Source organism: Herbaspirillum autotrophicum (assembly GCF_001189915.1).
GTDB lineage: Bacteria > Pseudomonadota > Gammaproteobacteria > Burkholderiales > Burkholderiaceae_D > Herbaspirillum > Herbaspirillum autotrophicum.
In genome coordinates, this window is sequence record NZ_LFLS01000010.1 from 56,247 (window position 1) to 83,235 (window position 26,989).

The 26,989-nt window shown below is 58.2% G+C and carries 28 protein-coding genes; 6 read left to right on the forward strand and 22 right to left on the reverse strand.

The window, feature by feature from the left end; genetic code table 11:
* Window positions 1-134 precede the first annotated feature (134 nt).
* Both AKL27_RS09995 and AKL27_RS10000 read left to right on the forward strand, forming a co-directional pair.
* On the forward strand, window positions 135-872 hold the full coding sequence (locus tag AKL27_RS09995; protein WP_050462670.1) for an arginyltransferase: 738 nt from the start codon (window positions 135-137) through the stop codon (window positions 870-872).
* A gap of 82 nt (window positions 873-954) precedes the next feature.
* Complete coding sequence (locus AKL27_RS10000; protein ID WP_050462671.1) at window positions 955-1,989, forward strand: quinone-dependent dihydroorotate dehydrogenase; 1,035 nt, start codon at window positions 955-957, stop codon at window positions 1,987-1,989.
* A gap of 21 nt (window positions 1,990-2,010) precedes the next feature.
* Here the strand turns inward: AKL27_RS10000 and rocF are convergent, their stop codons facing one another.
* The 4 genes from rocF to AKL27_RS10020 all read right to left on the reverse strand — a co-directional run bounded on the left by rocF (window position 2,011) and on the right by AKL27_RS10020 (window position 5,644).
* The gene (gene rocF / locus AKL27_RS10005; protein WP_050462672.1) at window positions 2,011-2,922 is read right to left on the reverse strand and encodes an arginase; all 912 of its coding nucleotides are present in this window, start codon (window positions 2,920-2,922) and stop codon (window positions 2,011-2,013) included.
* Window positions 2,919-3,971: an ornithine cyclodeaminase gene (locus AKL27_RS10010; protein WP_050462673.1), complete on the reverse strand. Its 1,053-nt coding sequence runs from the start codon at window positions 3,969-3,971 to the stop codon at window positions 2,919-2,921. Before AKL27_RS10010 ends, rocF begins: the two co-directional genes overlap by 4 nt.
* Window positions 3,972-4,040: 69 nt before the next feature.
* On the reverse strand, window positions 4,041-4,712 hold the full coding sequence (locus tag AKL27_RS10015; RefSeq protein ID WP_050462674.1) for a tRNA-uridine aminocarboxypropyltransferase: 672 nt from the start codon (window positions 4,710-4,712) through the stop codon (window positions 4,041-4,043).
* Complete coding sequence (locus AKL27_RS10020; protein WP_050462675.1) at window positions 4,709-5,644, reverse strand: LysR family transcriptional regulator; 936 nt, start codon at window positions 5,642-5,644, stop codon at window positions 4,709-4,711. The genes AKL27_RS10015 and AKL27_RS10020 overlap by 4 nt, the downstream gene beginning before the upstream one ends.
* Window positions 5,645-5,745: 101 nt before the next feature.
* Between AKL27_RS10020 and AKL27_RS10025 the strand changes: the two genes are divergently transcribed.
* The gene (locus AKL27_RS10025) at window positions 5,746-6,720 is read left to right on the forward strand and encodes an NAD-dependent epimerase/dehydratase family protein (RefSeq protein ID WP_050462676.1); all 975 of its coding nucleotides are present in this window, start codon (window positions 5,746-5,748) and stop codon (window positions 6,718-6,720) included.
* Window positions 6,721-6,895: 175 nt separating this feature from the next.
* Window positions 6,896-7,573 carry a DUF1120 domain-containing protein gene (locus AKL27_RS10030; protein ID WP_198155933.1) on the forward strand — a complete coding sequence of 226 codons (678 nt, stop codon included), beginning with the start codon at window positions 6,896-6,898 and terminating at the stop codon, window positions 7,571-7,573.
* Between the two features lie 47 nt (window positions 7,574-7,620).
* On the opposite strand, the gene AKL27_RS10035 is transcribed toward AKL27_RS10030, so the two are convergent.
* The 14 genes from AKL27_RS10035 to AKL27_RS10100 form a co-directional block, all read right to left on the reverse strand.
* Window positions 7,621-8,553 carry a CysB family HTH-type transcriptional regulator gene (locus AKL27_RS10035; RefSeq protein ID WP_050462678.1) on the reverse strand — a complete coding sequence of 311 codons (933 nt, stop codon included), beginning with the start codon at window positions 8,551-8,553 and terminating at the stop codon, window positions 7,621-7,623.
* Window positions 8,550-9,656: a sulfate/molybdate ABC transporter ATP-binding protein gene (locus AKL27_RS10040; protein ID WP_050462679.1), complete on the reverse strand. Its 1,107-nt coding sequence runs from the start codon at window positions 9,654-9,656 to the stop codon at window positions 8,550-8,552. The genes AKL27_RS10035 and AKL27_RS10040 overlap by 4 nt, the downstream gene beginning before the upstream one ends.
* A 3-nt stretch (window positions 9,657-9,659) precedes the next feature.
* The gene (cysW, locus tag AKL27_RS10045) at window positions 9,660-10,568 is read right to left on the reverse strand and encodes a sulfate ABC transporter permease subunit CysW (protein WP_050462680.1); all 909 of its coding nucleotides are present in this window, start codon (window positions 10,566-10,568) and stop codon (window positions 9,660-9,662) included.
* A gap of 11 nt (window positions 10,569-10,579) precedes the next feature.
* Window positions 10,580-11,443, reverse strand: coding sequence for a sulfate ABC transporter permease subunit CysT (gene cysT / locus AKL27_RS10050; RefSeq protein WP_050462681.1), 864 nt, complete (start codon window positions 11,441-11,443; stop codon window positions 10,580-10,582).
* A 287-nt stretch (window positions 11,444-11,730) separates the two neighbouring features.
* A complete protein-coding gene (locus tag AKL27_RS10055) occupies window positions 11,731-12,369 on the reverse strand; it encodes an RBBP9/YdeN family alpha/beta hydrolase (protein WP_050462682.1) in 639 nt (212 codons plus the stop codon).
* Between the two features lies 1 nt (window position 12,370).
* Window positions 12,371-13,192 carry an EAL domain-containing protein gene (locus AKL27_RS10060; protein WP_050462683.1) on the reverse strand — a complete coding sequence of 274 codons (822 nt, stop codon included), beginning with the start codon at window positions 13,190-13,192 and terminating at the stop codon, window positions 12,371-12,373.
* A 22-nt stretch (window positions 13,193-13,214) separates the two neighbouring features.
* Complete coding sequence (locus tag AKL27_RS10065) at window positions 13,215-13,430, reverse strand: TOBE domain-containing protein (protein ID WP_050462684.1); 216 nt, start codon at window positions 13,428-13,430, stop codon at window positions 13,215-13,217.
* Between the two features lie 93 nt (window positions 13,431-13,523).
* Window positions 13,524-14,369: an ATP-binding cassette domain-containing protein gene (locus tag AKL27_RS10070; protein ID WP_050462685.1), complete on the reverse strand. Its 846-nt coding sequence runs from the start codon at window positions 14,367-14,369 to the stop codon at window positions 13,524-13,526.
* A gap of 29 nt (window positions 14,370-14,398) precedes the next feature.
* Complete coding sequence (gene ssuC, locus AKL27_RS10075; protein WP_050462686.1) at window positions 14,399-15,238, reverse strand: aliphatic sulfonate ABC transporter permease SsuC; 840 nt, start codon at window positions 15,236-15,238, stop codon at window positions 14,399-14,401.
* 8 nt (window positions 15,239-15,246) lie between these two features.
* A complete protein-coding gene (ssuD, locus tag AKL27_RS10080) occupies window positions 15,247-16,407 on the reverse strand; it encodes an FMNH2-dependent alkanesulfonate monooxygenase (RefSeq protein WP_050462765.1) in 1,161 nt (386 codons plus the stop codon).
* 26 nt (window positions 16,408-16,433) lie between these two features.
* Window positions 16,434-17,465, reverse strand: coding sequence for a sulfonate ABC transporter substrate-binding protein (locus AKL27_RS10085; protein ID WP_050462687.1), 1,032 nt, complete (start codon window positions 17,463-17,465; stop codon window positions 16,434-16,436).
* A 32-nt stretch (window positions 17,466-17,497) separates the two neighbouring features.
* Window positions 17,498-18,469 carry a sulfonate ABC transporter substrate-binding protein gene (locus AKL27_RS10090; protein WP_050462688.1) on the reverse strand — a complete coding sequence of 324 codons (972 nt, stop codon included), beginning with the start codon at window positions 18,467-18,469 and terminating at the stop codon, window positions 17,498-17,500.
* Window positions 18,470-18,766: 297 nt separating this feature from the next.
* Window positions 18,767-19,357: an NADPH-dependent FMN reductase gene (ssuE, locus tag AKL27_RS10095; protein ID WP_050462689.1), complete on the reverse strand. Its 591-nt coding sequence runs from the start codon at window positions 19,355-19,357 to the stop codon at window positions 18,767-18,769.
* Between the two features lie 94 nt (window positions 19,358-19,451).
* Window positions 19,452-20,456, reverse strand: coding sequence for a sulfate ABC transporter substrate-binding protein (locus AKL27_RS10100; RefSeq protein ID WP_050462690.1), 1,005 nt, complete (start codon window positions 20,454-20,456; stop codon window positions 19,452-19,454).
* Window positions 20,457-20,822: 366 nt separating this feature from the next.
* Here AKL27_RS10100 and AKL27_RS10105 point away from each other — a divergent pair, with 366 nt between their 5' ends.
* A complete protein-coding gene (locus AKL27_RS10105; RefSeq protein WP_050462766.1) occupies window positions 20,823-21,617 on the forward strand; it encodes an IclR family transcriptional regulator in 795 nt (264 codons plus the stop codon).
* 66 nt (window positions 21,618-21,683) lie between these two features.
* On the opposite strand, the gene pbpG is transcribed toward AKL27_RS10105, so the two are convergent.
* A complete protein-coding gene (pbpG, locus tag AKL27_RS10110; RefSeq protein ID WP_050462691.1) occupies window positions 21,684-22,823 on the reverse strand; it encodes a D-alanyl-D-alanine endopeptidase in 1,140 nt (379 codons plus the stop codon).
* Window positions 22,824-23,183: 360 nt separating this feature from the next.
* Window positions 23,184-23,945, reverse strand: a complete 762-nt coding sequence (locus AKL27_RS10115; protein ID WP_050462692.1) for a class I SAM-dependent methyltransferase — start codon at window positions 23,943-23,945, stop codon at window positions 23,184-23,186.
* Between the two features lie 172 nt (window positions 23,946-24,117).
* Between AKL27_RS10115 and AKL27_RS10120 the strand changes: the two genes are divergently transcribed.
* Window positions 24,118-24,906 (forward strand): helix-turn-helix transcriptional regulator, encoded by a 789-nt coding sequence (locus tag AKL27_RS10120; RefSeq protein WP_050462693.1) that lies wholly within the window; start codon window positions 24,118-24,120, stop codon window positions 24,904-24,906.
* A gap of 27 nt (window positions 24,907-24,933) precedes the next feature.
* On the opposite strand, the gene AKL27_RS10125 is transcribed toward AKL27_RS10120, so the two are convergent.
* Both AKL27_RS10125 and AKL27_RS10130 read right to left on the reverse strand, forming a co-directional pair.
* Window positions 24,934-25,827: a DMT family transporter gene (locus AKL27_RS10125; RefSeq protein WP_050462694.1), complete on the reverse strand. Its 894-nt coding sequence runs from the start codon at window positions 25,825-25,827 to the stop codon at window positions 24,934-24,936.
* Window positions 25,828-25,865: 38 nt separating this feature from the next.
* Window positions 25,866-26,774 carry a histone deacetylase family protein gene (locus AKL27_RS10130; protein WP_050462695.1) on the reverse strand — a complete coding sequence of 303 codons (909 nt, stop codon included), beginning with the start codon at window positions 26,772-26,774 and terminating at the stop codon, window positions 25,866-25,868.
* Window positions 26,775-26,989 lie beyond the last annotated feature (215 nt).

Consider the following 26,989-nt stretch of genomic DNA (forward strand, 5'->3'; position numbering starts at 1 on the left):
CGGCAAGACCTTCATGTTGCCGCTGTTACTCGCGTGCCAAAGTAGTGTAAATTATCAGTACTGATATCAATTTGTCGCACGAGACTCAGCGCGGCCCGCCATCGCCGGCTGCGCTACTGTCATACAGGACGCACATGACGCATCTCAAAGACCTGCCTTTTTCGACCTTGCAGTTTTATGCAACGGCGCCTTATCCGTGCAGCTACCTCGATAATCAGCAGGCGCGCTCGCAAGTGGCGACGCCGTCGCATCTGATCAATGCCGATGTCTATTCGGAACTGGTCAAGACCGGTTTCCGGCGCAGCGGTATTTTCACCTATCGCCCGTATTGCGACGGCTGTCATGCCTGCACCCCGGTGCGCATCCGCAGCGCCGATTTTGTCGCCAACCGCAGCCAGCGCCGCGCCTGGCACAAGAACCGGCATCTGGTGGCGCTGGTGACCAACCTGACCTACGCCTACGAGCATTACGAACTGTATCTGCGCTATCAGTCGGTACGCCACGCCGGCGGCGGCATGGATCAGGACAGCCGCGACCAGTACGCGCAATTCCTGCTGCAAAGCAAGGTCAACACGCGGCTGGTCGAGTTTCGCGAACCGGATGGCGTGTTGCGCATGGTCAGCATCATCGACGTCCTCGACGACGGTCTGTCCTCGGTCTACACCTTCTACGACCCCGATATCGCCGGCGCTTCCTACGGCACCTTCAATATCCTGTGGCAAATCGAACAGGCCCGGTTACTGGGGATTCCCTACGTCTACCTCGGCTACTGGATCAAGGAAAGTCCGAAAATGGCATACAAAACCAACTTCAAGCCACTGGAAGCCTTGCAGGACGGCATCTGGGCGCCAATGGCGGACGATCCGGCCTGATGTGCCGAAAAGCCGGCAGTTTGATGCCGGGCCACGGATGGACAAGTTAAAATAGCGCACTTTTTTCTTATTTGCGCCCATCGTGTCCGACAAATTACTCTACGCCCTGCTTCGCCCCCTGCTGTTTTCCCTCGATCCGGAACGCGCGCACCACCTGACCTTGCCTGCCCTCAAGCGCGCTGCCGCCTGGGGTCTGACCGGCATGCTCGGCAAACCGGCGGCCAATCCGCGCACCCTGATGGGCGTGACCTTCCCCAATCCGGTCGGTCTGGCGGCCGGCCTCGACAAGGATGGCGCGTTCATCGATGGCCTGGCGGCACTCGGTTTCGGCTCGATTGAAGTCGGCACCGTGACACCCCGGGCACAGGCCGGCAATCCCAAGCCGCGCATGTTCCGCTTGCCCGCCGCCAACGCAGTGATCAATCGCATGGGCTTCAATAATGGCGGGGTCGATGCCTTTGTCGCCAATGTCCAGGCGTCGCGCTTCTATCAGGACCGTCAAGGCGTACTGGGGCTGAATATCGGCAAGAATGCCGACACCCCGATCGAGCGCGCTGCCGACGATTACCTGCACTGCCTGGAAAAGGTCTATCCCTACGCCAGCTACGTGACGGTCAATATTTCCTCGCCCAATACCAAGAATCTGCGGCAGTTGCAAGGCGCTTCCGAAATCGATGCCTTGTTGTCGCAACTCAAGCAAGCCCAGCAGCGGCTGGCCGATCAGCACAAGCGCTATGTGCCGCTGGCGCTCAAGATCGCGCCGGACATGGATAACGAACAAATCAAGAATATCGCCGAAGCCTTGATCCGGCATGGTATCGATGGCGTCATCGCGACCAACACCACGACCTCGCGCGATGCGGTGCAAGGCATGGTGCATGGCGCCGAAGCCGGCGGCCTGTCGGGCGCGCCGGTATTCCATCTGTCCAATCAGGTGATCCGCGGCCTCAAAGCCGAGTTGGGTGACGCCCTGCCGATCATCGGTGTCGGCGGCATCTTCAGCGGCGCCGATGCCAAGGCCAAGATCGATGCCGGTGCGGCATTGGTGCAGGTGTATACCGGACTGATCTATCGCGGTCCGGCACTGGTCAAGGAATGCGCCGCCAGCCTGCGCTGAGCCGCGTATCAAACCGCTGTTTCAGCGCCGCAGCAGGGTCGATTTGCCGAACAGGCTTTCGACCAGCTCCACCACCAGTTCGGCAGTACGATTGCGTACATCGCAGGCCGGATTGAGTTCCATCAGATCAAGCGACGCCAGGCGTCCGGTATCAGCAATCATTTCCATGCACAACTGCGTTTCGCGGTAAGTCGGTCCGCCCGGCACCGCGGTACCGACGCCGGGTGCCACCGCCGGGTCGAGGAAATCGATATCAAAACTGACGTGCAAATGGGTATGTTCATCGATGCCGGCCAGCGCCTGTTCCATGGTCTGGCGCATGCCGTACTCATCGATATGCCGCATGTCGAAGATTTGCAAGCCAAGGGTCCGCAAATGCTGTTTTTCTTCCTGATCGACACTGCGGATACCAATCTGGCGCATGGCATCCGGCGTCAATGCCGGGGTCTGACCGCCAATCCCGGTCAGTTCCGGCGGTCCCTCGCCAAACAGGCAAGCAACCGGCATGCCGTGAATATTGCCGGTCGGCGATGAGGCGCCGGTATTGGCATCGGCATGCGCGTCCAGCCACAACACCAGCAACTTCTTGCCAGTGTCGCGACAGTGACGGGCCACGGCGGCAATCGAACCGATTGCCAAGGCGTGATCACCGCCCATCAGAATCGGCAAGCGGCCGGCATGCAATGCGGCCTGCACGGCGTCGCACACCAGCCGGTTCCACTGCGTCACTTGCTCCAGATGGCGCAAACCATTGGCCGGCGGCAGTTGCGGGTTAGGCGGACCTGACAGATCGCCGGCATCTTCCACGGCCCAGCCATGGCGCTGCATGACGTGCTGAAAATCGGCCACCCGCAACGCTTCCGGCCCCATCGAAGCTCCACGCCTGCTGGCGCCGATATCCGTCGGTGCGCCGATCAATCTGAGTGTTCTCATCTGTGTCCCTGGTATGGCGCGACATCATCAATTGCCATCTGATACAAATCTTTCGGGTCGCTTTGCGTCGGGATCAAATCAATGCTGTCGATTTCAAGTTCATCCGACAGTTGCTCTGACAACGCATCCAGAAAGCGCAAGGTGGAAAAATCTTCCAGCGCAAAACCTACCGAATCAAAGACCGTCACTTCCTCATCAAGTTCACGCCCGGGTGCCTGCCCCGACAAGACTTGCCACAATTCAGTCACGGCAAAGTCCGGGGCCATTTGCTGCAACTCGCCTTCGATACGCGATTGCGCCTCGAACTCCACCACCACCCGCGCCGCCGCCAGCACATCGCGATGCAATTCGGTTTTGCCGGGACAATCACCGCCAATCGCATTGATATGCATGCCGGGCTCCAGCATCCCGGGTGTCAGAATCACGGCATTGCGCTTGTCGGCGGTAACCGTGGTGACGATATCCGCACCCTGCACTGCCTCGGCGACGCTGGCGGCAGGCACTACCTGCAAGGCCGGATAGGCCGCCAGATTGCGACACAATTTTTGGGTCGCGGCCGGATCGATATCGAATACCTGCACGCGCTTGATTCCCAGCAGGCAGTGAAATGCAATCGCCTGGAATTCACTTTGCGCGCCGTTGCCAATCAGCGCCATGACCCGGCTGTCGGCACGCGCCATGCTGCGCGCTGCCAGCAATGAGGTCGCGGCGGTGCGCAAGGCGGTGCTGATGGTGAGTTCGCTCAACAGTCGCGGATATCCGCTCGCCACGTCGGCCAGCACGCCGAATGCCGTGACCGTCAGCAAGCCGCGCCCGGGATTCGAGGGATGACCGTTGACATACTTGAATGCGTAGAGGTTGCCATCGGATATCGGCATCAGTTCAATCACGCCCTGCGCGGAATGACTGGCCAGCCGGATGGTCTTTTCAAATACCGGCCAACGCTGATAATCGGCGTCGATATAGTCGGCCAGTCCCGCGATGATACGTTCCACGGAACGCTGCGCGAGTAACGCTTGCATGTAACGGATGCCGATGTACTTGACCATGATGATCGCCTTTCGACAGAACCCTGCAATGCTTCAAATTCTACACACTAATTCCCGCACCAGAATGCTTCAGTCATTTTTTTTGGCGCGCACCGCCAGTTCTGCCACCCGCTCCAGTTGCTCCTGCACGAAACCATCGAAGGCTTGCAACAATGGCTGGTAAGGTGCGCTACGCTGTTCCAGTTGCATCAACGCATAACACGTTGCTTCCAACGTCGATAACTGATCCGGCCGGTGCGCCTTGCGAATCCGGTACAGCGAGGGCGGCGGATCACGCAGCGGCAGGCGCGGCAATGCTTGCAGCAAAGGATGCAGATGCAGCAGCTTGCGACTCTTGCGCCAGGTCGCATCCAGTACCACCAGCCGCAGTTGCGCTGGCGGCATGACAGACCAGTCCGGCGCGGTCGCCGCCGGCGTCGCAATGGCGGTGGCGGTCAGCAATGGCATATCCGGATACAGCAATACCGGCTGTCGCGGCGCTGCGCCGCTGCTGCCGTACAGCAAAGCCCGCAGTGCCGGTTCGGCAAATTGTTCGCCGCTGGCCAGCACACTGCCCGCCAGACTGAGATGCAACAAACGCGCACTGCCCTTGGCGTTATGCACTTCCAGCGGATGCTGCAAAATCAGGACCTCCACCTCCGGGGTGATGGTCTGCACCCAACCGCAAATGCAGGTAGTTTGCGGACGCAGGCATTGCGCGCATTGCGCCCGTTTGTTTACGGCACTCAGCAATTCGCTCATGGCCTGCCCGCGTCTGATTGTGCATCACCGGCGATGTAGGCTTGCAAGCCATCGGCCAGGGCATCGAAGGTAATCCGGCAACGCGGACTGCCGCGCAAGTCTTCATGCATCACCACCCAGGTATCGAGTTGCATCACAAATTGCTGTGGCAGCAGATGCACCAGACCCGGATCACGGCGCGCCAGATTGACCTGACAGATGCCGATGCCGAAGCCGGCGCGGATCGCCGCCAGTTGCGCCAGATCACTGTCGGTACGCAAGGCAAATGCAGCGCGCTGCAAGTTGCCGGTGGCCTGCATGAAGCTGCGGATGAAGGCAGTTTCGCGATCGAAGCCGATCAGCGCATGCTGCCCCAGTTCACGCATGTCTTGCGGCGCCGGATGCTGTTGCAGATAGCGACGATGGGCATGCAATCCCAATGTGATGTTGCCGGCGCGGCGCGTGACCAGCGCCTCTTGCGTCGGCCGCAACATGCGGATGGCAATGTCGGCCTGCCGCAGCAGCAAATCGTCGATCCGATTCGATAACACCAGCTCGATCACCAATTGCGGATGGGCAACGCGCAATGCAGTCAGTATCGGCGGCAACACTTCGGCACCGACCACTTCGCTGGCGCTGATCCGGACCGTGCCGCGTACCGCGCTGCCGTCACCGCCATGCGCCGATGCCACGCGCAGCAGCGCTGCCGCATTCAAGGCCAGATTTTCGGCATGCGGCCCCAGCGCGAGTGCTGCCTCGGTCGGTTTGAAGCCATGTTGCGAACGGGTGAACAAGGCAAAACCCAGGGCCGCCTCAAGGGCGTCGATATGACGGCCGATGGTCGGCTGCGTCACGCCCAGCGCCCGCGCCGCCGCCGACAGCGATCCTTCCTGCAACACAGCGAGAAAGGAACGATACAACTCCCAACCGGGATCTTCGATATAGTCAGTCATACAAATAAGTATAGCGACCCATCGATTTTAAGCAATTCCATTTAACAAAATTATCATCCACACTGCCTTCCATCGACCACTTACCAGGAATGGAGCACTTTATGACAACCTCACCCCGCATTGCTTTGGTACTCGGCGCCACCGGTGGCATCGGCGGTACGCTGGCACGTCGCCTGCTCGCCGATGGCTGGCAAGTCCGGGCCTTGCACCGCCATGCCGCCACCGCCAGCCGCACCGCCGGCAACGCCGGACTGCAATGGCTGCAAGGCGACGCCATGCAACGTGCCGACGTTGTCTCTGCCGCCCTGCAAGGCGCGCCGGCAACGCTCATCGTGCATGCCGTCAATCCTCCCGGCTACCGGCATTGGCAGCAACTGGTGTTGCCGATGATCGACAACAGCATTGCTGCGGCCCGTGCCACCGGTGCCCGCATCTTGCTGCCAGGCACGATATACAACTACGGTCCCGATGCGCTGCCGGAATTGACTGAATCCTCGCCACAGCATCCGGTGACGCGCAAAGGCGCTGTCCGGGTCGAATTGGAACAGCGTTTGCGCACTGCTGCCGATGACGGCGTGCGCAGCCTGATCGTCCGCGCCGGTGATTTCTTTGGTCCACATGCCGGCAACAACTGGCTGTCGCAGGGGTTGGTCAAGCCGGGACGCGAAGTGACTGCCATCACCTATCCCGGCAAACCCGGACTGGGTCATCAATGGGCATACTTGCCCGATGTGGCGGAAACCATGCTGCAACTGGTGAACCGGCCGGAAGCACTGGCCACGTTTGATACCTTTCACATGCAAGGACATTGGGATCAGGATGGCGCGCGCATGACAGAAGCGATTCGCACCGCACTTGCCAAGCCGGCATTGCCGGTACGCGCCTTTCCATGGTGGCTGGTCCCGCTGGCGGCGCCGCTGGTGCCGTTTTTCAGCGAGCTCAAGGAAATGCGTTATCTGTGGCAGCAAGCAATCCGCATGGACAACAGCAAACTGCGCAGCGTGCTCGGCAGTGAACCGCATACGCCGCTGGCGCAAGCCATGCGCAACACGCTGGAGGCATTGGCCTGTCACTGAGCGGAGCGCGTTGCTTGCCGGCGGCGCGCAGAATGCAAAACTTATTCACTCAAAACATCGCAAATTCACGATGTTTTTTTACCCTTTTCATTATTCAAATTCATCGCCATCATCGTCAACATTCAGGGTCCTCACATCATCAATTTATTCGATTGAACTACCCCAGAGAAATGACATGAAAAGAATATCTTTATCGATTGCATTACCCACCGCCGTATTGATCATGCTCGGCACCGCCAGCGCAGCCCATGCCGCCGGCACTGCCAATCTGAAAGTCACCGGCGTGATCCGACCCGGCGCTTGTGACCTGACCCTTTCGTCGCGCGGCACCGTCGATTACGGCACCATCGCGCGCACTGCATTATCCGTTACCGCACCTACCGCGCTCCCCGAAAAAATCGTTGTCTTCGTGATCAATTGCCCCGGCAGCGCGACCAAGACTGCTCTCAAACTGACCGACAATCGCGCTGACACAGTCGTCAACGGCATCATCCAGACCATCGACAACTCACTCGGCGACAAGACCGCCTTCGGTCTCGGTACCGCCAACAATAAACATCTCGGGGTGTATGGCGTCCAGTTTCATGCCGTCAATGGCGAGAGCGGATTGATCACGCCCTATCACCGCGACGACAGCAGTAGCGGCTGGCTCAGGAATGCGCAGATTGCTGATCACTATTTCTCGGGCGACCAAAAATCATGGGGTATCAGCGATATCAGCGGCCCCAGTGCATTCAAACGAATCACGGGCTACCTGAATATTCGCGCCGTCATCGACAAGCTGAACAATTTGCCAGCCGGCGATGATCTGCAGCTCAACGGCTCGGCGACATTGGAAATGATCTATCTCTGAACATGCAAGAGGTGATGCCAGCCAGCGGGCCGGCATCACCATCCCGGTCAGGAAGTGGGTTCGTTAAGCGCAGCAACAATATCGGCGCGTTTCAGATCTGGTGCAAATTGCAAAATGAAGTCATAGGTATAGGCACGCAGATAAGCACCGCGCCGCACCGCCAGCCGCGTGATATTCGGCTTGAACAAATGCGCTGCCTCAATCGCTTCCAGACCGTGATGCTTGCCTTGCTCGATGGCCATTGACGCCACAATACCAACGCCCAGTCCAAGCGCGACATATTGCTGAATCACGTCCGAATCCATCGCGGTCAGCACAATATCCTTTTCAATGCCCGCACTACGGAAGGCATCGTCGATATGACCACGGCCGGTAAAACCGACGTCATAGGTAATCAGCGAATACGCCGCCAGATCGGCCAGACTGACTGGCTGCGTCAATTTCAGCAAGGGGTGTCCCTGCGGCACCACGACCACGTGGCTCCAGGTATAACAGGGAAAGGACACCAGGTCCTTGAACTGACTCAAGCCTTCCGTGGCGATGCCGATATCGGCCTTGCCCGACAACACCCACTCCGCGATATGTTCCGGCGCACTTTGCTGCAAGGCGATGCGCACTTGCGGAAAAGCAGCACGGAATGCCTGTACCACGCGCGGCAAGACATAACGTGCCTGCGTGTGGGTGGTGGCGATGCTGAGCGTACCGCTTTGTTCGCCGGCATATTCCTGACTGGCCTGACGCAGGTTTTCCGCTTCCAGCAACAAGCGTTCGACAATATGCAAAATGCCCTTGCCCGGTTCCGTCAGGCCGATCAGCCGTTTGCCGTTGCGTTCGAAGATTTCCACGCCGAGTTCTTCTTCGAGTTCGCGAATCTGGCGGCTCACGCCCGGCTGCGAGGTAAACAGAACATTCGCCACTTCGGTCAGATTGAAGCCGCAACGCGCCGCTTCCCGGATGGATCTTAATTGTTGGAAATTCATCGTGCATCCCGATTCACTTGATTGGTTGGGACTGGTTGCGCCGCGTTATCCACAAACACGTGCAAACGTTTGGGACGCACTATCAGCGTTTCGCCATCCTTGAGATTGAGCTGCGCAAAACGTTCATTGGAAATCACGGCTTCGATGATTTCCGCATTGTCGTCGCGTTCCAGCTCCAGTTGCGCCAGCGGGCCGATGGCGTGCGAGCGGCGCAATTGCGCCACGATACCGGTCGCGCCCGGCGAATAACGATCCACTTCCAGATCGTGCGGACGAACATAACCGATGCCCTTTTCATCCTGCGCCTGCGTATGATCGGGCGCATCGAAAGTGACGCCACCGGCTTCCAGCACGCCTTCATGCACGCGGCCGTGGAACAGGTTGACGTTACCGAGGAAGCCATACACGAACGGCGATGCCGGGTGATTGTAGACTTCAGCCGGCGAACCGATCTGCTCCACATTGCCTTTGTTCATCAACACAATCTGGTCTGCCACTTCCAGTGCTTCTTCCTGATCATGGGTGACAAAAATACTGGTCACATGCAATTCATCGTGCAAGCGCCGCAACCAGCGTCGCAGTTCCTTGCGCACCTTGGCATCGAGCGCACCGAACGGTTCATCCAGCAGCAATACGCGCGGCTCCACCGCCAGTGCGCGCGCCAGTGCGATACGCTGACGCTGGCCACCGGACAATTGCGGCGGGTAACGATCGGCCAGCCAATCCAGTTGCACCAGTTGCAGCAATTTGGTGACCTTTTCCTTGATCACTGCTTCCGACGGGCGCTGGCTGCGCGGCTTGACGCGCAAGCCGAAGGCGATGTTGTCAAACACCGTCATGTGCTTGAACAAGGCGTAATGCTGGAACACGAAACCGACTTGACGCTCGCGCACGTGACGCGCCGAAGCATCTTCACCATCCAGTATTACCTGTCCTGAATCCGGCGCTTCCAGACCGGCGATGATGCGCAGCAGCGTAGTCTTGCCGCAGCCGGACGGGCCCAGCAAGGCCGTCAGTTCACCCGCTGGAAAATTCAGCGACACATTGTTCAAGGCGACGAAATTACCGAAACGCTTGTTGATATCTTTGACTTCGATACTCATGACTTACTCCTGAAGGTGAGGCGCGTCGATCGTCATTTGACTATGCAGCCGCCATTCGATGAAGGATTTGATGGCCAGCGTGATCAATGCCAGGAATGCCAGCAAAGAAGCCACGGCAAAGGCGCCGACGATATTGAATTCGTTATAGAGAATTTCGACTTGCAACGGGATCGTGTTGGTTTCACCGCGAATGTGACCGGACACCACTGACACCGCACCGAACTCGCCCATGGCACGGGCGTTACACAAGATCACGCCATACAGCAAACCCCATTTGATGTTCGGCAACGTGACATGCCAGAAGGTCTTCCAGCCCGAAGCACCGAGCACCAGCGCCGCCTCTTCCTCTTCACTGCCCTGCGATTGCATCAGTGGAATCAGCTCACGCGCCACAAACGGAAAGGTGACGAAAATGGTAGCCAGCACAATTCCCGGCACCGCAAACAGAATCTTGATATCGTGCTCGCGCAGCCAGGAACCGAAGTAACCCTGCAAGCCGAACAGCAGCACGAAAATCAAACCGGAAATGACCGGCGACACGGAAAACGGCAAATCGATCAAGGTCAGCAAAACGCTCTTGCCGCGAAACTCGAACTTGGCAATGGCCCACGCAGCAGCCACCCCGAACACCAGATTGAGCGGCACCGAAATCGCCGCCGTCAGCAAGGTCAGTTTGATGGCGGACCAGGCATCGGCTTCCACAATCGACGCCACGTAGACATCCCAGCCCTTTTTCAAGCCTTCATAAAACACCGCCACCAGCGGCACAAACAGGAACAGCGTCAAAAAGGCGAACGCCACCACGATCAGGAAAATACGGACCGACGCCGGCTCCAGCGTGGCATTCGAAGCGTAAACCGGTTCGCCGCGCGGGGCCGCGGCAAGCGGCAAGGAATTGGCAACTGCGCTCATGGCAAACCTCCTCAGACTTTCTCAGACTGGCCGCGCTTGCGCACCCAGGCTTGCAACAGGTTGATGGTCAACAACATCACGAACGACACCAGCAGCATCACCACCGCAATCGCCGTGGCCCCGGTGTAGTCGTATTGCTCCAGCTTGGTAATGATGAACAGCGGCGTGATTTCCGACACCATCGGCATGTTGCCGGCGATGAACACCACCGAGCCGTATTCGCCGGTGGCACGCGCAAAGGCCAACGCAAAACCGGTCAGCAAGGCGGGAAACACGGTCGGAAAAATCACCTGCGCAAAAATCTGCCAGCGCGAAGCACCAAGACTGGCGGCGGCTTCTTCCAGTTCACGTTCGGCATCTTCCAGCACCGGTTGCACGGTGCGCACCACAAACGGCAAACCGATGAAGGTCAGCGCCACCAGTACCCCCAATGGCGTGAATGCCACCTTGATGCCGAGCGGTTCCAGATAGCGGCCGATCCAGCCGTTTTGCGAATACAAGGTAGTCAAGGCGATACCGGCAACGGCCGTGGGCAAGGCGAATGGCAAATCGACCAGCGCATCAATGATGCGTTTACCGGGAAACTTGTAGCGCACCAATACCCAGGCCACGATGCCGCCAAAGATGACGTTGATCAGCGCCGCCAGCAACGAGGCGCCGAAGGTCAGCCGGTAGGATGCCATCACGCGCGGTGAAGTCACGGCGCTGACGAAGGCATCCCAGGTCATGGTGAAGGTTTTGAGAAACACCGCAGAAAGCGGAATCAGGACGATCAGGGCCAGATAAAACAGCGTAAAACCGAGCGACAGGTGAAACCCTGGCAACACGCGAAACGGTGCTTTTCTGGCTGGAACGATGGCAATTGCTGGGCGCATGAATCCTCTTCTTATTACAAATACGACTAACGATGAGGAATGTTCGCATCGGTTTGTTATAAAGAGAACGAATTTTTTTGCATGACCATAGACGATTTACATATAAAGAAACCGCCGCGCCGCCCCCGCTTTATCAGCCCGACACCAGTGTGGAAAAGGCTTTGCATGCCAAACAGCAATATTCGGTAGCGCTTCTGGCAACGCAAAAATTTGCCATGACGGCATCAGCGACGGGATGGGCTGGCGCAGACCGGGAACTTTCAGTGGCAACCGGGCGCAAATCAAGGTCAGCGACGGCCTGCCCCGGCAACGGCGACGTCGCGCACCAGTTGCTGCAACAGTGACTGTCCATGCAGCCAGTCGCCAAGGCCGGTATCGGCATTGATATGGCCGAGGGCACCGGCATTGATGAAGTCGGCGCCCCACTCGCGGGCCCAGTGGGCAGCGCGTTCGGCACTCATCCAGGGATCATTGTCACTGCCGATGACAATCGCCGGAAACGGCAAACGATGGCGCACCTGCGCGGCCACCTTGAATTTTTCGGGATCGGCCGGCGCCACCAGCAACGCGCCGACAATATTGCCGGCGTCGGTCGCCGCACCATGCACCGTCGTCAGACAGCCAAAACTGTGCGCCACAATCAGCGTCGGCTGCTGGTTGGCCGGTGTATCTCGTTGCTGATGCTGAGCGGACGATGGCGGGCGTTGACCAGCGCGTACCGGCTGGCGCAATACGTCCTGCAAGCGCCCCGACCATACCGGCAACTCCGGCACATCCCATTGCACTTGCTCTACCCGCTCGAACGCCGGATACAAGCGCTGCCAGCGCGATTGCCAATGTTCCGGGCCGCTGCCATGCAAACCCGGCACCACCAGCACCCGAAAGTCGGCCAGCCGGGCCGGCAAGCTGGCAGCGACGGCGGGCATGTCAGGCCACCCTGACGTCGAGATCGACGCCCAGCGTTGCCTGCGGTTGATCCCAGAGATAACCCTGGGCATGCAAGGTTTGTCCGCTGCCGAGCGCCAGTTGCTGCAATGAAGCGAACACCGCCGGATTCTCGACACGCTTGAACGCTACCTGAATACCGAGTTCCAGCGTGCGTCGCAGCAAGGTTGCGGTACTCGCTTCGTCGCTCAGCTCGCGGGCATCAACCTTGATCATGTCGGGCTTGACCTTTTCCAGCAGATGCAGCGCATCGCGCGCATCAACAGCGCTGATGCCGAGACGAAAACCGTTGCGCCGGTAATTATCCAGCACATAGTTCAACAGCCAGCCCTGATTTTGGGTCACGACCGGCATTTGCAGCACGATCTTTTCATGCGGCAATTCCAGCAGATTCAAGATGCGCCGAAACGCAATGCCGTGATTGCTGCCCACTGCGGCCAGCAACCGTGCATGCACGTTCAGATGCAAATCGACCGCGGCGGCCTGCGGCTGCCGGTAAAAATTGATGGCATGCAGCATGCGGCACAGCCGGTCCAGCTCCACCGATTCGTCATCGCTGGCAGCATGGTCCAGCAATTTCCACAAATGCAGGCCGCTGTCGCTTTCGGAATAACTGCGAGCGAAGCCTTCATAGGCAATGATATGTCCGGCGCCAAACAAACGGACCGGCTGAAAAGCGGAGGTCAGCGTGGTATTGAAATACTTGCCTTGCGCCCGCCCCTCGGCGTCCAGCCATACCCTGGACTGCGCCTGCACGGAGCTGTTGAGGCGAGCCAGATAATTTTCCAGGGCATGAGACGTCATGAGTGCAACTCTCCGTTCTGCTTCAGATCTTGGCGATCGACACTTCGGTCGCCTTGACCAGCGCCACCACTTCACTGCCGATGACCAGACCCAGATCTTTCACCGAGCGGGTGGTGATGACCGAGGTAACGATACCGGCCGGCGTTTCGACATCGACTTCGGACACGACCGAACCTTCGATGATGGCTTTGACTTTGCCCTTGAATTGATTACGGACGTTGATGGCTTGGATGGTCATGAATAACTCCTGAGTTGATGACAGTTGAACAAATTGAAAAGGATAATGCGTGAGATGCCGTCGCCTGCATCTGCCTATCTTTAGGGCGAAAACTTATACTGCCCACTGCACCTGATTGACGGTACGTTGCAGCGAGACGTCGCCGAGTGCACTGTCCGGCGCGCTGGCCGGATGTTGCAACACGCGCGACAGAATGTATTCCTCGATTTGCGCAAAACGCGGATTGCCACGGGCACGCGGACGCGGCAAATCGATTTGCTGATCGAGCGTGATGTTGCCGTCTTCGATCAGCACCACCCGGTCCGCCAGCGCAATCGCTTCCTGTACATCGTGGGTCACCAGCACCGCAGTGAAACCGCGACGCTGCCACAAGCCTTCGATCAATTGCTGCATTTCAATCCGGGTCAGGGCATCGAGAGCGCCGAGCGGCTCATCGAGCAACAACAGTTCCGGGTCATGCACCAGCGCCCGCGCCAATGCCACGCGCTGGCGCTGGCCGCCCGACAGCACGGCCGGCCATTCACCGGCGCGCTCTTCCAAACCGACCTGGCGCAACGCTTGCAAAGCCGACGGTGCTGCCGCCTTGGGCAAACCGAGCGCGACGTTGTTGAGTACCCGCTTCCACGGCAACAGGCGCGAATCCTGAAACATGATGCGGGTTTCAGGCGCATACGGCTGCACGCCGTCTTTACCGAATGTGATATCGCCGTTACCGGTTTCCAGTTTGGCGATCAGGCGCAGCAAGGTGCTCTTGCCGCAACCGCTGCGACCGACGATCGCCACGAATTCTCCGGGTGCCACTTGCAGATTGACTGCTTTCAATACTTCGCGTCCGGCATACGCCTTGGACAAGCCGGCGATGTTGATCGCCACGCCGCGCCCCGGGCGCTGGCCGGCAATCTGCTGCACTTCCGAATTCTCGACAGGATTGTTTTGCATCTGATTTCCTTTGACTTTCCTATGCGTTCTTATTGGTACCCGGGATGCCAGCGCAACCAGAATTTTTCGAGACCTCGCGCCAGTACATCCGCCAGCTTGCCGAGCAAGGCGTACAACAGAATGCCCACCAGCACCACGTCGGTTTGCAGGAATTCACGTGCATTCATGGTCATGTAACCGATGCCGGATTGCGCCGAGATGGTTTCTGCCACGATCAGCAAGACCCACACCAGACCCAGCGCAAAACGCACCCCCACCAGAATCGATGGCAACGCGCCCGGCAAGATCACATCGCGATACAACGGCCAGCCGGACAGACCATAACTCTTGGCCATTTCGATCAGGCCCTTGTCCACCGAACGGATACCGTGAAAGGTATTCAGATAGATCGGAAAGAACACGCCGACCGAAACCAGAAACAACTTCGATGTTTCATCAATGCCGAACCACAGAATCACCAGCGGGATCAGCGCCAACGCCGGAATATTGCGCACCATCTGCAAGGTGGTGTCGAGCAGGATTTCCGCCTGACGGAAAGTACCGGTCAGCAAACCCAGCAACAGGCCGAGGCCGCCGCCGACCGCAAAACCGGATGCAGCACGACCGCTGCTGACGCCCAGATGCACCCACAACTCTCCCGTGACCGCGAGGTGCCATGCGGCTTTCAATACCGCCAGCGGCTCCGGCAAGATGCGGCTCGACAACCAGCCCGCCTGTGCGGCGATTTCCCACAACACCACCAGCCCCACTGGCAAGGCCCACGACAACAATTCGGTACCGCCGAAACGCCGTCCACCGTTTTTTTTAACGTTGCCCGGATTGGCTGCGGCCGGGACTGCGGCTGCGCCGCGCAATGCACTTGTACTCATGTGATTCCTCAGCTTTCCGCTACCAGTGCCGCTTTTGGCGCGTACGTATTGGCCACGATTTCACCAAACGGACCGCTCAGATTGAAGCCGGGCAAGGTCTCTTGCTGCTTGCGCGGCAAGAGCGGGAATACCAGTTCAGCAAAGCGATACGATTCTTCCAGATGCGGATAGCCCGAAAAGATGAAGGTATCGATACCCAAATCCGCGTATTCCTGCATGCGCGCGGCCACGGTCTGCGGATCACCGACCAGTGCCGTACCGGCACCGCCGCGCACCAGGCCGACGCCGGCCCACAAATTGGGGCTGACTTCCAATCGATCACGCTTGCCGCCATGCAAAGCCGCCATGCGACGCTGGCCTTCCGAGTCCATCTTGGCGAAATTGGCTTGCGCCTTGGCGATGGTGTCGTCATCGAGCTTGCTGATCAATTCATCGGCGGCACGCCATGCGGCTTCATTGGTTTCGCGCACGATCACGTGCAACCGAATGCCGAAGCGCAAAGTACGACCCGCCAGCGCCGCGCGCTTGCGCACGGCTGCAATCTTTTCTGCCACTGCCGCCGGCGGTTCACCCCAGGTCAGATAGACATCGACCTGCTCGGCCGCCAGATCAATCGCTTCCGGCGAGGAGCCACCGAAGTACAACGGTGGATACGGTTTCTGCACGGGCGGATACAAAGCCTTGGCGCCCTTGACGCTCAAATGCTTGCCGCTGAAATCGGTGCTTTCGCCGGTGTGGGTCTTGCTCAATACTTCGCGCCAGATTTTCAGGAATTCATCGGAAATTTCATAGCGCTCCTGATGCGTACCGAAGATGCCATCGCTTTCTTGCTCGGCCGGATCACCGCCGGTCACCACATTGACCAGCAAGCGGCCGCCCGACAAGCGATCAAAGGTTGCCGCCATGCGCGCCGACAAGGTCGGCGAACTGAGGCCCGGCCGCACCGCGACCAGAAATTTCAATTGCCGGGTCGCGCCGATCAGGCTCGAGGCGGTCACCCAGGCATCCTCACAGGAACGTCCGGTCGGCAACAGCACGCCGTCATATCCCAGCGTGTCGGCCGCCACCGCCACTTGCTTCATGTAGTCATAACTGACCAGCCGGCCGCCCTCGGCAGTGCCGAGATAGCGGCTGTCGCCATGGGTAGGAATAAACCAGAAAACGTTCATGAAAAACTCCAAAAATGAAATTTGAATTACTTGCTTGCCTGCGGCGCCTGCCCTGCCCGTGCTGCCGGACGCCACACCAGATCGGCGACCGTGACCTTGCGCGGCAACAATCCCAGCTCAAAGAAACTGTCTGCCACCTGCTGCTGCTCGCGGGTCACTGCCGGCGTCAGTACCGTGGTGGGTGATGGCACCGGACGACGGCTGATGAACAAATGCACCGTGGCCAGATTGAGTCCGCTGTAATCGGCAATCAATTGCGCCACTTCCTTGCGGTTTTGCTGGACGTAGCGGTCCGCTGCCGTCAACGCATCAAGAATCGCCAGTACCGTCTCCGGATAACGCTCTGCAAAGTTACGCGAGGCCAGATAAAACGAGTTGTTGCCGGACAAGCCATTGCCAGTGGTCAGTACCCGTGGTTTCAGCGCCAGTTCGGTCGCGCCGTAATACGGATCCCAGATGGCCCAGGCATCGACCGCCCCTTTTTCAAAGGCGGCGCGGGCATCGGCCGGCGCCAGATAGATCGGCTGGATATCGCTCCATTGCAGGCCGGCGCGCTTGACCGTGCGTACCAGCAGGTAATGCGCGCTGGAGCCTTTTTGCAAAGCGATTTTCTTGCCTTTCAGATCGGCCAGCGTGTGAATCGCCGAATTGGCCGGCACCAGTACCGCCGAGCTTTCCGGTTTTGGCGGCTCAACACCGACGTACAGCAAGTCCTTGCCGGCGGCCTGGGCGAATACCGGCGGACTGTCGCCAGTCAACCCGATTTCCAGACTGCCGACGGCCAAGGCTTCCAGCAATTGCGGCCCGGCCGGGAATTCGATCCAGCTCACCTTGCTATCCTTGAAGCGTTGCTCGAGGATGCCGCGTTGCTTGAGAATCACCAGATTGACCGCTGACTTCTGGAAACCGATACGAATCTGCGGTGCGCTTTCCGGGGGCGTTTGCGCCGTTGCCATGCCACTCCACAGGGTGGCCGGCAACGCCAGGGTTGCCATCAAGGCACCCAGCACATAGCGGCGGCGCTGCTGAATCCGGCGGCTGATCGAAGCTGTCTGCATAGGTGCTTTCGGTGAAGAAAAATGGCGAAGAATTACTTGAGGACAGCGTCGCTGACGTTGAGCTTCTTGGGAATCAGCTTCAATTCAAAGAAGGCATCGGCAATCCGTTGCTGCTCTTCCAGCACCTTGGCGTCGACCGGTTTGAAAATGTGTTCGTAACGCTTCAGGCTGACTTCGATCACATCCACATCGAGCCCCTGAATCGGTGCCAGCTGGGCTGCCGCTTCTTTGTTGTTGGCGCGAATCCATTGCCCCTCCTTGCTGATCTCTTCCAGCAAGATCTTGAGGATGGCGCCATTCTTTTCAGCGAATGGCCGCGCGCTCAGGAAAAACTGATGGTGACTGACGGCGCCGACACCGCTGGCCAGACGTCGCGCACCGATCTGCTTTTCTGCCGCAGCCTGGAACGGATCCCAGATCGCCCACGCATCCACGGCACCTTTTTCAAACGCGGCGCGGGCATCGGCCGGCGCCAGATAAACCGGCTGGATATCGGCATAGGTCAGCCCGGCCTTCTTGAGCAGCGCCACTACCAGCCAATGCACATCGGAACCCTTGTTGAAGGCGATCTTCTTGCCTTTCAGGTCGGCCACGGTCTTGATCGGTGAATTCTTTTGCACCAGCAAACCTTCGGCATCCGGCGTCGGGATTTCGTATGCGGTATAAACAAAGTCAGCACCTGCCGCCTGCGCAAATACCGGCGGCGCTTCACCGACGTAACCGAAATCGACCGAGCCGACATTGAGCGCTTCGAGCAATTGCGGACCGGCTGCGAACTCAGCCCATTTCACTTCCACCCCTTGCGCCTGCAAACGTTTTTCCAGTGCGCCATGCGCCTTGAGCAAGACCAGTGTGCTGGCGGCCTTTTGATAACCGATGCGCAACACCGGTTTCGATTGTGCCGTGGCAAAACCCGGAGCGATGCTGCCGGCGGCGACCAGCGCCAGTGCCGACAACAAACCCAGCGTGCGGCGTTTCGAACTATTTTTGTTATGCAAAGTCATGTTTCGTTTCCTGTCGACATTCCTGCCAATTGTTGGCGTAGCCAGTCCCCTCTGCACCGTGTGCAGATCCTGGCCGCAATATGTGAACTGCGAGAACTCATTTCATAAATACCGCGCGATACGTACTTGCCAGAAGCGTCGCTGGCAAGGCGTGCGACGCGTCGCATAGCGGTGCTATGCGTAAGGAGTGCAACGCGGCCAGCGGCACTTCCGGCCGTTCGCACTCGCGGCTATTTATGAAATGAGTTCTAGTTGTTATTCGTGCGTATCGCCGATGAACCGGCAATGCCGCGACTGCTACACGCTACATCGCACCTGAGAAAACGGCACATCCAGAAATACTTCGGCGGCAGCTTTATGCAACGCCAGCAAGCTGGATGACAATTGGTCAACCCCTTCCTGCACCCGCGCCACGATGGGCGCATCGAGCACCAGACCGTCTTGCTCCGACCACAGCACCTGGGCTTCGGTAGCATAGATGCTAGGCAACACATGACGCGGTCCCAGCGATGACAGCACCGGACGCAAAGCGTAATCAAGTGCCAGCATGTGCGACTGACTGCCGCCGGTCGCCAGCGGCAGCACCAGCTTGTTGGTCAGACCGAATTGCGGCAACAGATCAAGAAATGCTTTCAGCGCCCCGCTGTAAGCCGCCTTGTACACCGGCGTCGCCACCACCACGGCAGACGCTGCTTCCACCTGCGCCAGCGCGGCCTTGATCGCTGGGTCATTAAAGTCAGCCCGGATCAGTGCCTGGCCCGGCAAATCCCGTACATCCAGACGGCTGTAACGATGCCCCAGCGTGGCCAGCTTTTCGCCGACATGATGCAACAAACGGGTAGAACGGGATGGTGCCGAAGGACTGCCTGCCAACAAGAGAATCGTCATGATGAAAACTTTGCCAATACAGCTGATAGTTCAAAAAGGCATTCCGGATGTTGCCGCGCTTTCTGCCCTGCGCAAGATCCGGAATGGTGTGCCTTTACTTCTTGTTCGGTACGTACAGTTGATCGAAGCTGCCGCCATCGGAGAAGTGATCTTTCTGCGCTTTCTGCCAGCCGCCGAACGTATTGTCGACCGTGATCAGATTGAGCTTCGGATACTGCGATGCATACTTGGCGGCGATCTTCGGATTGATCGGACGATAGTAGTTTTTGGCGATGATTTCCTGGCCTTCGTCGGAATACAGATACTTCAGGTATTCTTCCGCAACCTTGCGGGTACCACGACGGTCGGCCACTTTATCGACTACGGCAACCGGTGGTTCCGTCAGGATCGACAGCGATGGTGCAACGATGTCAAACTTGTCCGGGCCCCATTCCTTCAAGGAGATCAGGGCTTCGTTTTCCCATGCCAGCAAGACGTCACCGAGACCGCGCTCGACAAAGCTGATGGTGGCGCCACGGGCACCGGAGTCCAGCACCGGCACATTCTTGAACAGCTTGGAAATATAGTCACGCGCAGCGGCATCATTGCCACCCTTCTTCAGTGCATAGGCCCACGCTGCCAGATAATTCCAGCGGGCGCCGCCCGAGGTCTTCGGATTGGGCGTGATCACCGAAACGCCCGGCTTGATCAGGTCGTCCCAGTCTTTGATATGCTTGGGATTGCCTTTGCGCACCAGGAACACGATGGTCGAGGTGTATGGCGAGCTGTTGTGCGGCAGGCGTTTTTGCCAGTCGGCCGGCAACAGTTTGGCCTTTTCGGAAATTTCATCGATATCGTAAGCCAGCGCCAGCGTCACCACGTCGGCATCGATGCCGTCGATCACCGAACGGCCTTGCTTGCCCGAGCCGCCATGCGAAGCCTTGATGGTCAGGTTGTCGCCGGTTTTGGTTTTCCAGTATTTGGCAAAGGCCTTGTTATAGTCAGCATAGAGTTCACGTGTCGGATCGTACGAAACATTCAGGATGGAAATGTCCGCTGCATGTGCTGCCTGCGACAATAGTGCGACTACCGCGACTGATTGGATAAATTTTTTCAACATGATCTGCTTCCCTCTGATTCAGTTTTATTCTGGAGATCACAGGTTAATAAGATGAAGAAAAAAAAAGAACGAATACTTTCTTCTCTCGATATGCAGAAATCAGATATGCAATCGCAGCCCCGCCGAATATAGATACTTCGCTTTCATATCAATAACGCATAAGGGAATCACTTCGGGCAATATAGCGATCAGCTATATGAACTGCCCCGGATCAAGAGAATCGTAATATCGCAACCAGCGACGTCATGACAGACACCGTTGCCATGCGGGTTACGCAGCCACGCGAAAAAAACCGGGCAGTGCTGTGCTTTTTGATTTTTTCACAATGTGGTATAACGTTCTTATTGCAATGCATCAATCATGGACATGAAAAAAGAGAATCCGGACGAGACTGCAGTCATATCAATACAGGTCATCGAGCGCATGATTTCGTTGCTTGACGCTCTGGCGATGTATCCCGATCCGGTCAGCCTCAAAGAATTGTCTGCCGCAACCAAACTCCACCCTTCCACCGCGCACCGCATCCTCAACGATCTGGTGGTCAAGCGTTTCGTCGACCGCTCCGAGCCAGGCTCCTATCGCCTCGGCATGCGCCTGCTGGAACTGGGCAATATCGTCAAGAGCCGCCTCAGCGTGCGCGAAGCTGCGCTCGACTTCATGCGCGCCCTGCATCGCAAGACCCATCAGACCATCAATCTGTCGGTCCGCCAAAGCGATGAAATCGTCTACATCGACCGTTCGTTTTCCGAGCGCTCCGGCATGCAGGTAGTGCGCGCCATCGGCGGTCGTGCACCGCTGCACCTGACCTCAACCGGCAAGCTGTTCCTGTCGATTGACGACCCCAAGGCGGTACGTGCTTACGCCACCCGTACCGGGCTGGCAGGACACAACAAGAACTCGATCACCGATCTGAGCAAACTGGAACGCGAACTCAGCATGGTGCGCGCGCTGGGCTATGCGCGTGACAATGAAGAACTGGAACTGGGCGTGCGCTGCATGGCCGCCGGCATTCGCGACGACTCCGGCAAACTGGTCGCCGGTCTGTCGATCTCGGCACCGGCGGATCGCCTGCAGGAAGAATGGGTGGAAGACCTGATCGGCACCGCCAACCAGATTTCATCGGCGCTCGGCTATGTGATCAGCCAGCAGGACAGCGCCTGAGGTGCAGCGGACAAATAAAAAAGCGAACCATCCGGTTCGCTTTTTTTACATTCTGCCGCTGACTGTTCAGCCCTGATCGGCGCGCATCTTGACGCGGGTCAGGTTTTGCGGTCCCTGCTCCGACAGCCACTTGCGCATGCGGGCGGCATCGCCGACGTGCGACAGTTTGCCCTTGGAGTCGAGGAATACCATGACCACGGAGCGGCCGTCGATCTTGGTCAGCATCACGAGGCAGTGACCTGCTTCATTGATGTAACCGGTCTTTTGCAGGCCGATATCCCAATCCTTGCTGGCCACCAGACGGTTGGAGCTGGCGTACTGCAGTGCATGTCCGCTCGGCTCAACCATGTATTTGGCATCAGTCGAGTACTGACGAATAATCGGATACTGATATGCGGCCACGACCAGCTTGGCGAGGTCACGGGCGCTGGCCACATTGCGGCTCGACAGGCCGGTTGAATCAACGTAATGGGTATCGAGCATGCCGAGCGAGCGGGCCTTGGCATTCATGGCGGCGACAAAGGCCGGCAAGCCACCCGGATAGTTGCGGCCGAGCGCTGAAGCGGCACGGTTTTCCGAACTCATCAGGGCGATATGCAGCATGTCGTCGCGCGACAACTGGGCACCGACACGCAGACGCGAACTGCTGTGCTTTTCGCGGTCCACATCTTCATCGGTGACTTCCAGGGTTTCTTCCATGTTCAGACGCGCTTCGACCACCACCAGCGATGTCATCAGCTTGGTGACGGAAGCGATTGGCAGTGCGACCGACGAATTCTTTTCGAACAAGACCTGGGAGCTGGCCTGATCCACGACAAATGCCACATTGGATTTCAATGCCAGCGGATCCTGTGTCAGATTGAGACCGGCAATGTCGCCTGCGGTCAGTACCGGCGGCACCACCGGCAGAGTCGGCATGGCGGCAACGCGGTGGTACACCACGCGGCGCTTGCCGTTGACGACGGCGACTTTCTTGACCAGTTTTTCACGGCGATCCAGCGATGCTTGCGGCGCAGCACGACGATTTGCTGTTTGCGGACGTTTGGCGTGCGCGGCGACCGGCCGTTTTACGGGCGCTTTCTTGACCGGCGTCTTTTTGGCGACGACCTTTTTGGCACCGGATGGCGAATTTTGCGCTTGCACAGGAGCCGGGCCCGCCAGAACAAAAAATAGCGTAGTGATCATTGCTAGCGCAAATTTGAGCATCGGTGGACCTCCCCCCTTGAATATGTACGATAAACTTGCCCGCAAGTGTAGCAAACCAAAGAAAAATCGCAAGGGAATTAAGTAGTTAGCTCAACTATTTAAACGATTTTCTATGGAAAACGGCAGTTTCCCCCCTGCCTCTTCACTGCGTGCCATCCGGTTCCTGCATTTTCTGCCCCCGCCACCCCGTTTTGAAGTCTTCGCCAGGTCAACCTGAACTGCTCGCGCCGGGGTGGCGATGAAAGCATTGTAGACATCGTTACCTGAATGCAATCCTGACAACAGAGGTCAATACCGGCCTCAAATAAGGCGATTGCAACAGCTTAGTAACGCGCCGGCAGGCCCGGCGGTTTACTTCGGTTACCGTTTTATTGCCTGCAGCATCAAGGTATCAATATCGAAGGAATAATCCTCGCCGAGATTGAAATAACTGCGCACTTCTTGCGGCGCGCTGCGCCACAGCGATTGAATCGCCGTCACATGATCAGGCGGGGTCCGCATGCGCGCCACCCAGGAAGCAAATTCCAGCCGCAATTTCCAGCTCTTTTCGGTTTCCACTTGCAAGCCGGTGCGTTCCACCAGCTTGCGCCACGAGCTGCGACTGACATTGCGCACATGCGACGTGTCGCGCAGCAACTCGATTGCCTGCACGTAAGTATCTGCGAGTACATCTTCCGGTGCGCCGGTATCGATCATGATGAATTTGCCACCGCGCTTCAAGACCCGCGCCGCCTCCTGCAAGGCTTGCGGCAAGTTGCGCCAGTGATGCGCGCTGTAGCGGGTACAGACCAGATCAAAACTCTCGCCGGCAAACGGCAAGTGATCGGCGCTGCCTTGTTGCGTCACGATATTGTTCAAGCCGCGCTCGCGTGCTGCGGCTGCCACTACTTGCAACATGTCCGGCGACAAATCATAGGCAACCACTTCCGCCGCCTGCGGCGCCATGGCGAAACTGACGTGGCCGCCACCACAACCGAGATCGAGAATGCGCGGCTGCTGGCCGGCGCCGGCGATCTGCGCCAGTTCCTGCAAATCGGCGCCCTGCGCATGCACCGCACTGGTCAGATAAGAGGCGGCAGTGGTGCCGAATTGTTCAGAAATCACTTGGTTATGGCTGCGCATCATTGGCTCCGAAGTTGAGTAAAGAAACATCAGTTTAATTTCTTCTTATCCTGTTACAAGTAGCATGTTTATACTGGTATCAAATGTAATATGCTGAGCCGGACAATCTGTCGTTACGCCACTATACTCATTCTCCCGGCAGCGTTCTTTCGCCGCCTGCACAGGATTTTTCATGCCCAACAGCAAGCCCAAGGCACTTGGTGAATTCATCAAGTCGCAACGCCAGCAAACCTCGCCCGGGGCCGCCGGACTGGCGCATCTTTCCTATGGCACCCGGCGTCGCACGCCCGGTTTGCGACGCGAGGAAATTGCCCAGTTGTGCGGCATCAGCGTCACCTGGTACACCTGGATCGAACAAGGCCGTACTGAATCGGTATCGCCGCAGGCGCTGGCACGCATCGCCGACGCCTTGCATCTGCCGCGCGCCAAGCGCAGCTACCTGTTCGTGCTGGCAGGCAAAAATGATCCGGCCTTGCCGCAGCAAGATGCCGATGTCGTGGCGCCTGAAATGTTGAATGTGGTGCGCAGCATCCGGGAGCCGGCTTACCTGCTTGATCGTTACTGGAATGCACTGGCCTGGAATGGCCCGGCAAAAAAACTGTTCAGCGGTTGGCTGGATGACAAAACGCCGTTGCCGAATTTGTTGCTGTTCATGTTTTGCTCTACCGCCGCACCGCAACTGATTGCCGACTGGGAGCAACGGGCGCGCCGGCTGGTCGCGGAATTCCGTGCCGATTGCAGTCAGTATCTGGACGATCCGGGCATCAAACAATTGGTGGATGAACTGTCAGCGCACAGTCCGTTGTTCAAGCGCGCATGGCGCATGCAGGACGTGATTGAGCGCGAAGGCGGCGAACGCCGTTTCACGCATCCGCAACGCGGCGCACTGACGTATCAGCAAGTCAATTTCCGCGTCGTCAATCGCCCCGATCTGAAACTGATCACACTGATGCCGGCCTGAGGCAATCGAGCCTGTTCAGCGGTGCGTTTATTTGCGCACCACAAAGGCGACGCCGATTACGGCCACGATCATGCCGATGATGCCGACCAGACTGAAAGCTTCTCCGAACATCAGCCACGCCATCACCGCGGTGGTCGGCGGCGTCAGATACAACAGGCTGGACACCTGGGTCGCCGCGCTTTTGCGGATCAGCGCAAACAACAGGAAGATGGCGCCGATGGAGAGCGCAAAAATCGACCACAACAACGCGCCGATAAAATGCGAAGTCCATTGCACCGTATGCAGATGCCAGTCGAATGCTTCGTAATGCATCGCCAGCGGCACCAGTACCAGCGTCGACGCGCTGAATTGAATGATGGTGCCGGTACGCAAATCAAAGTGCGGACAAAAACGTTTCTGATAAAGCGTGCCGAGCGTGATGCACAGCAGCGCCATCACGCACAGCAAGATACTGTCGAGTGACAAACCGATCAGTGAAATCTTGTTGGCCACCACCAGCCCGACGCCGCACAATCCGAGTGCCAGCCCCAGCCATTGACGACGTCGTACCGACTCGCCGATCAGCGGTGCCGCAAAGGCCGTCAGCACCGGCTGCAAACCGACGATCAGCGCCGTCAGACCGGCCGGCATACCGAGTTTGATCGCGCACCAGACACCGGTCAGATAACCGGCCTGCAACAGCACGCCCGCCACCGCGATGTGAGCGGCTTTGCCCTTCGGCCAGGGAGCCCGCATGATCCACACCAGCGGCAACAAAATCACCAGCACGCCGACGAAACGCAAAATCAGAAAGGTCAGCGGCGGCGAATACGGCAAGCCGAATTTGGCCACCACAAAACCGGTGCTCCAGATCAGGACAAAAGCCAGTGGCACCAGATTGAACATGGCGGGTTTTCCGGCGACAGGCGTGGTGCGAATCATAATTTTCCAGGGAGTGTCGCTGCTGCCGACACCGGTAATCAGTGGTGTTGCCAGCCAGCGGCAAAGCGACTGGCAAGCGTAATGGTTTGGACATGCACGGTGACGGTATCTTCTATATTTCTGCCGTAACCGCCCGCCATCGTAACCGCAACCGGAATTTTGTGCTGACGCGCCAGTGCAAACACCATCTCATCGCGTGCCGCCAGTCCGGCAAAGCTCAGTTGCATGCGACCCAGACGATCGCCCTGATGCGGATCGGCGCCGGCCAGATAAATGATGAGCTGCGGCATGAAGCGCGCCGTCATCTGCGCGAGCGCCGCTTGCAGTGCTGCCAGATAAGCCTCGTCTTCGATCCCGTCCGGCAGACCGACGTCGAGATCACTGCAGGCCTTGTCAAACGGATAGTTGTTCTGACCATGCAGCGACAAAGTGAATATCGAATCGTCATTTTGCAGAATCGCAGCGGTGCCATTGCCCTGATGCACATCCAGATCGACGATGGCCACGCGTTGCAGCCGTCGCTCGGCCTGCATCAGGCGCGCCGCGATGGCGGCGTCATTGAATATGCAAAACCCTTCGCCGCGTTCGGCCTGGGCATGATGGGTGCCACCCGCCAGATTGACCGCACAACCCTGTTCCATTGCACTGCGACAAGCCGCAATCGTGGCGCCGGCCGAACGCCGGGAGCGCTCCACCATTTCCGGCGACCATGGAAAACCGATGGCTTTTTGCTCCGCCGCCGACAAGGTGCCGCTGGCAACCCGACCGATATAGGCAGGATGATGCGCCAGCGCCAGCACACCATCGGTGGCTGCCGGGGCCTCGGCAAATTCCAGTGACGGAACCGCCCGTGCTGCCTGCTCCCGGATCATGCGGTACTTGCGCATCGGAAAACGATGGCCGGCCGGCAAGGGCAAAACAAAGTGATCGCTGTAAAAAGCTTTCAAGACTCGACTTTCGTTGGGGCTGTTGGCAAAGCAGCATGCTATCAGCCCTCGCCGGTTTTCGGGAAATGCAGATAAGCTGCAAGGGCCGGCAAAAAAGGGATTGACAAGGAAAACAATCCGTCTAGAATCATTATTGTGCACTGCACAAACGATCATGGACAAGCAATTGCGATCATTTGTCAGTGCTCACATAGCCACATAGCCAACTTCGTCTT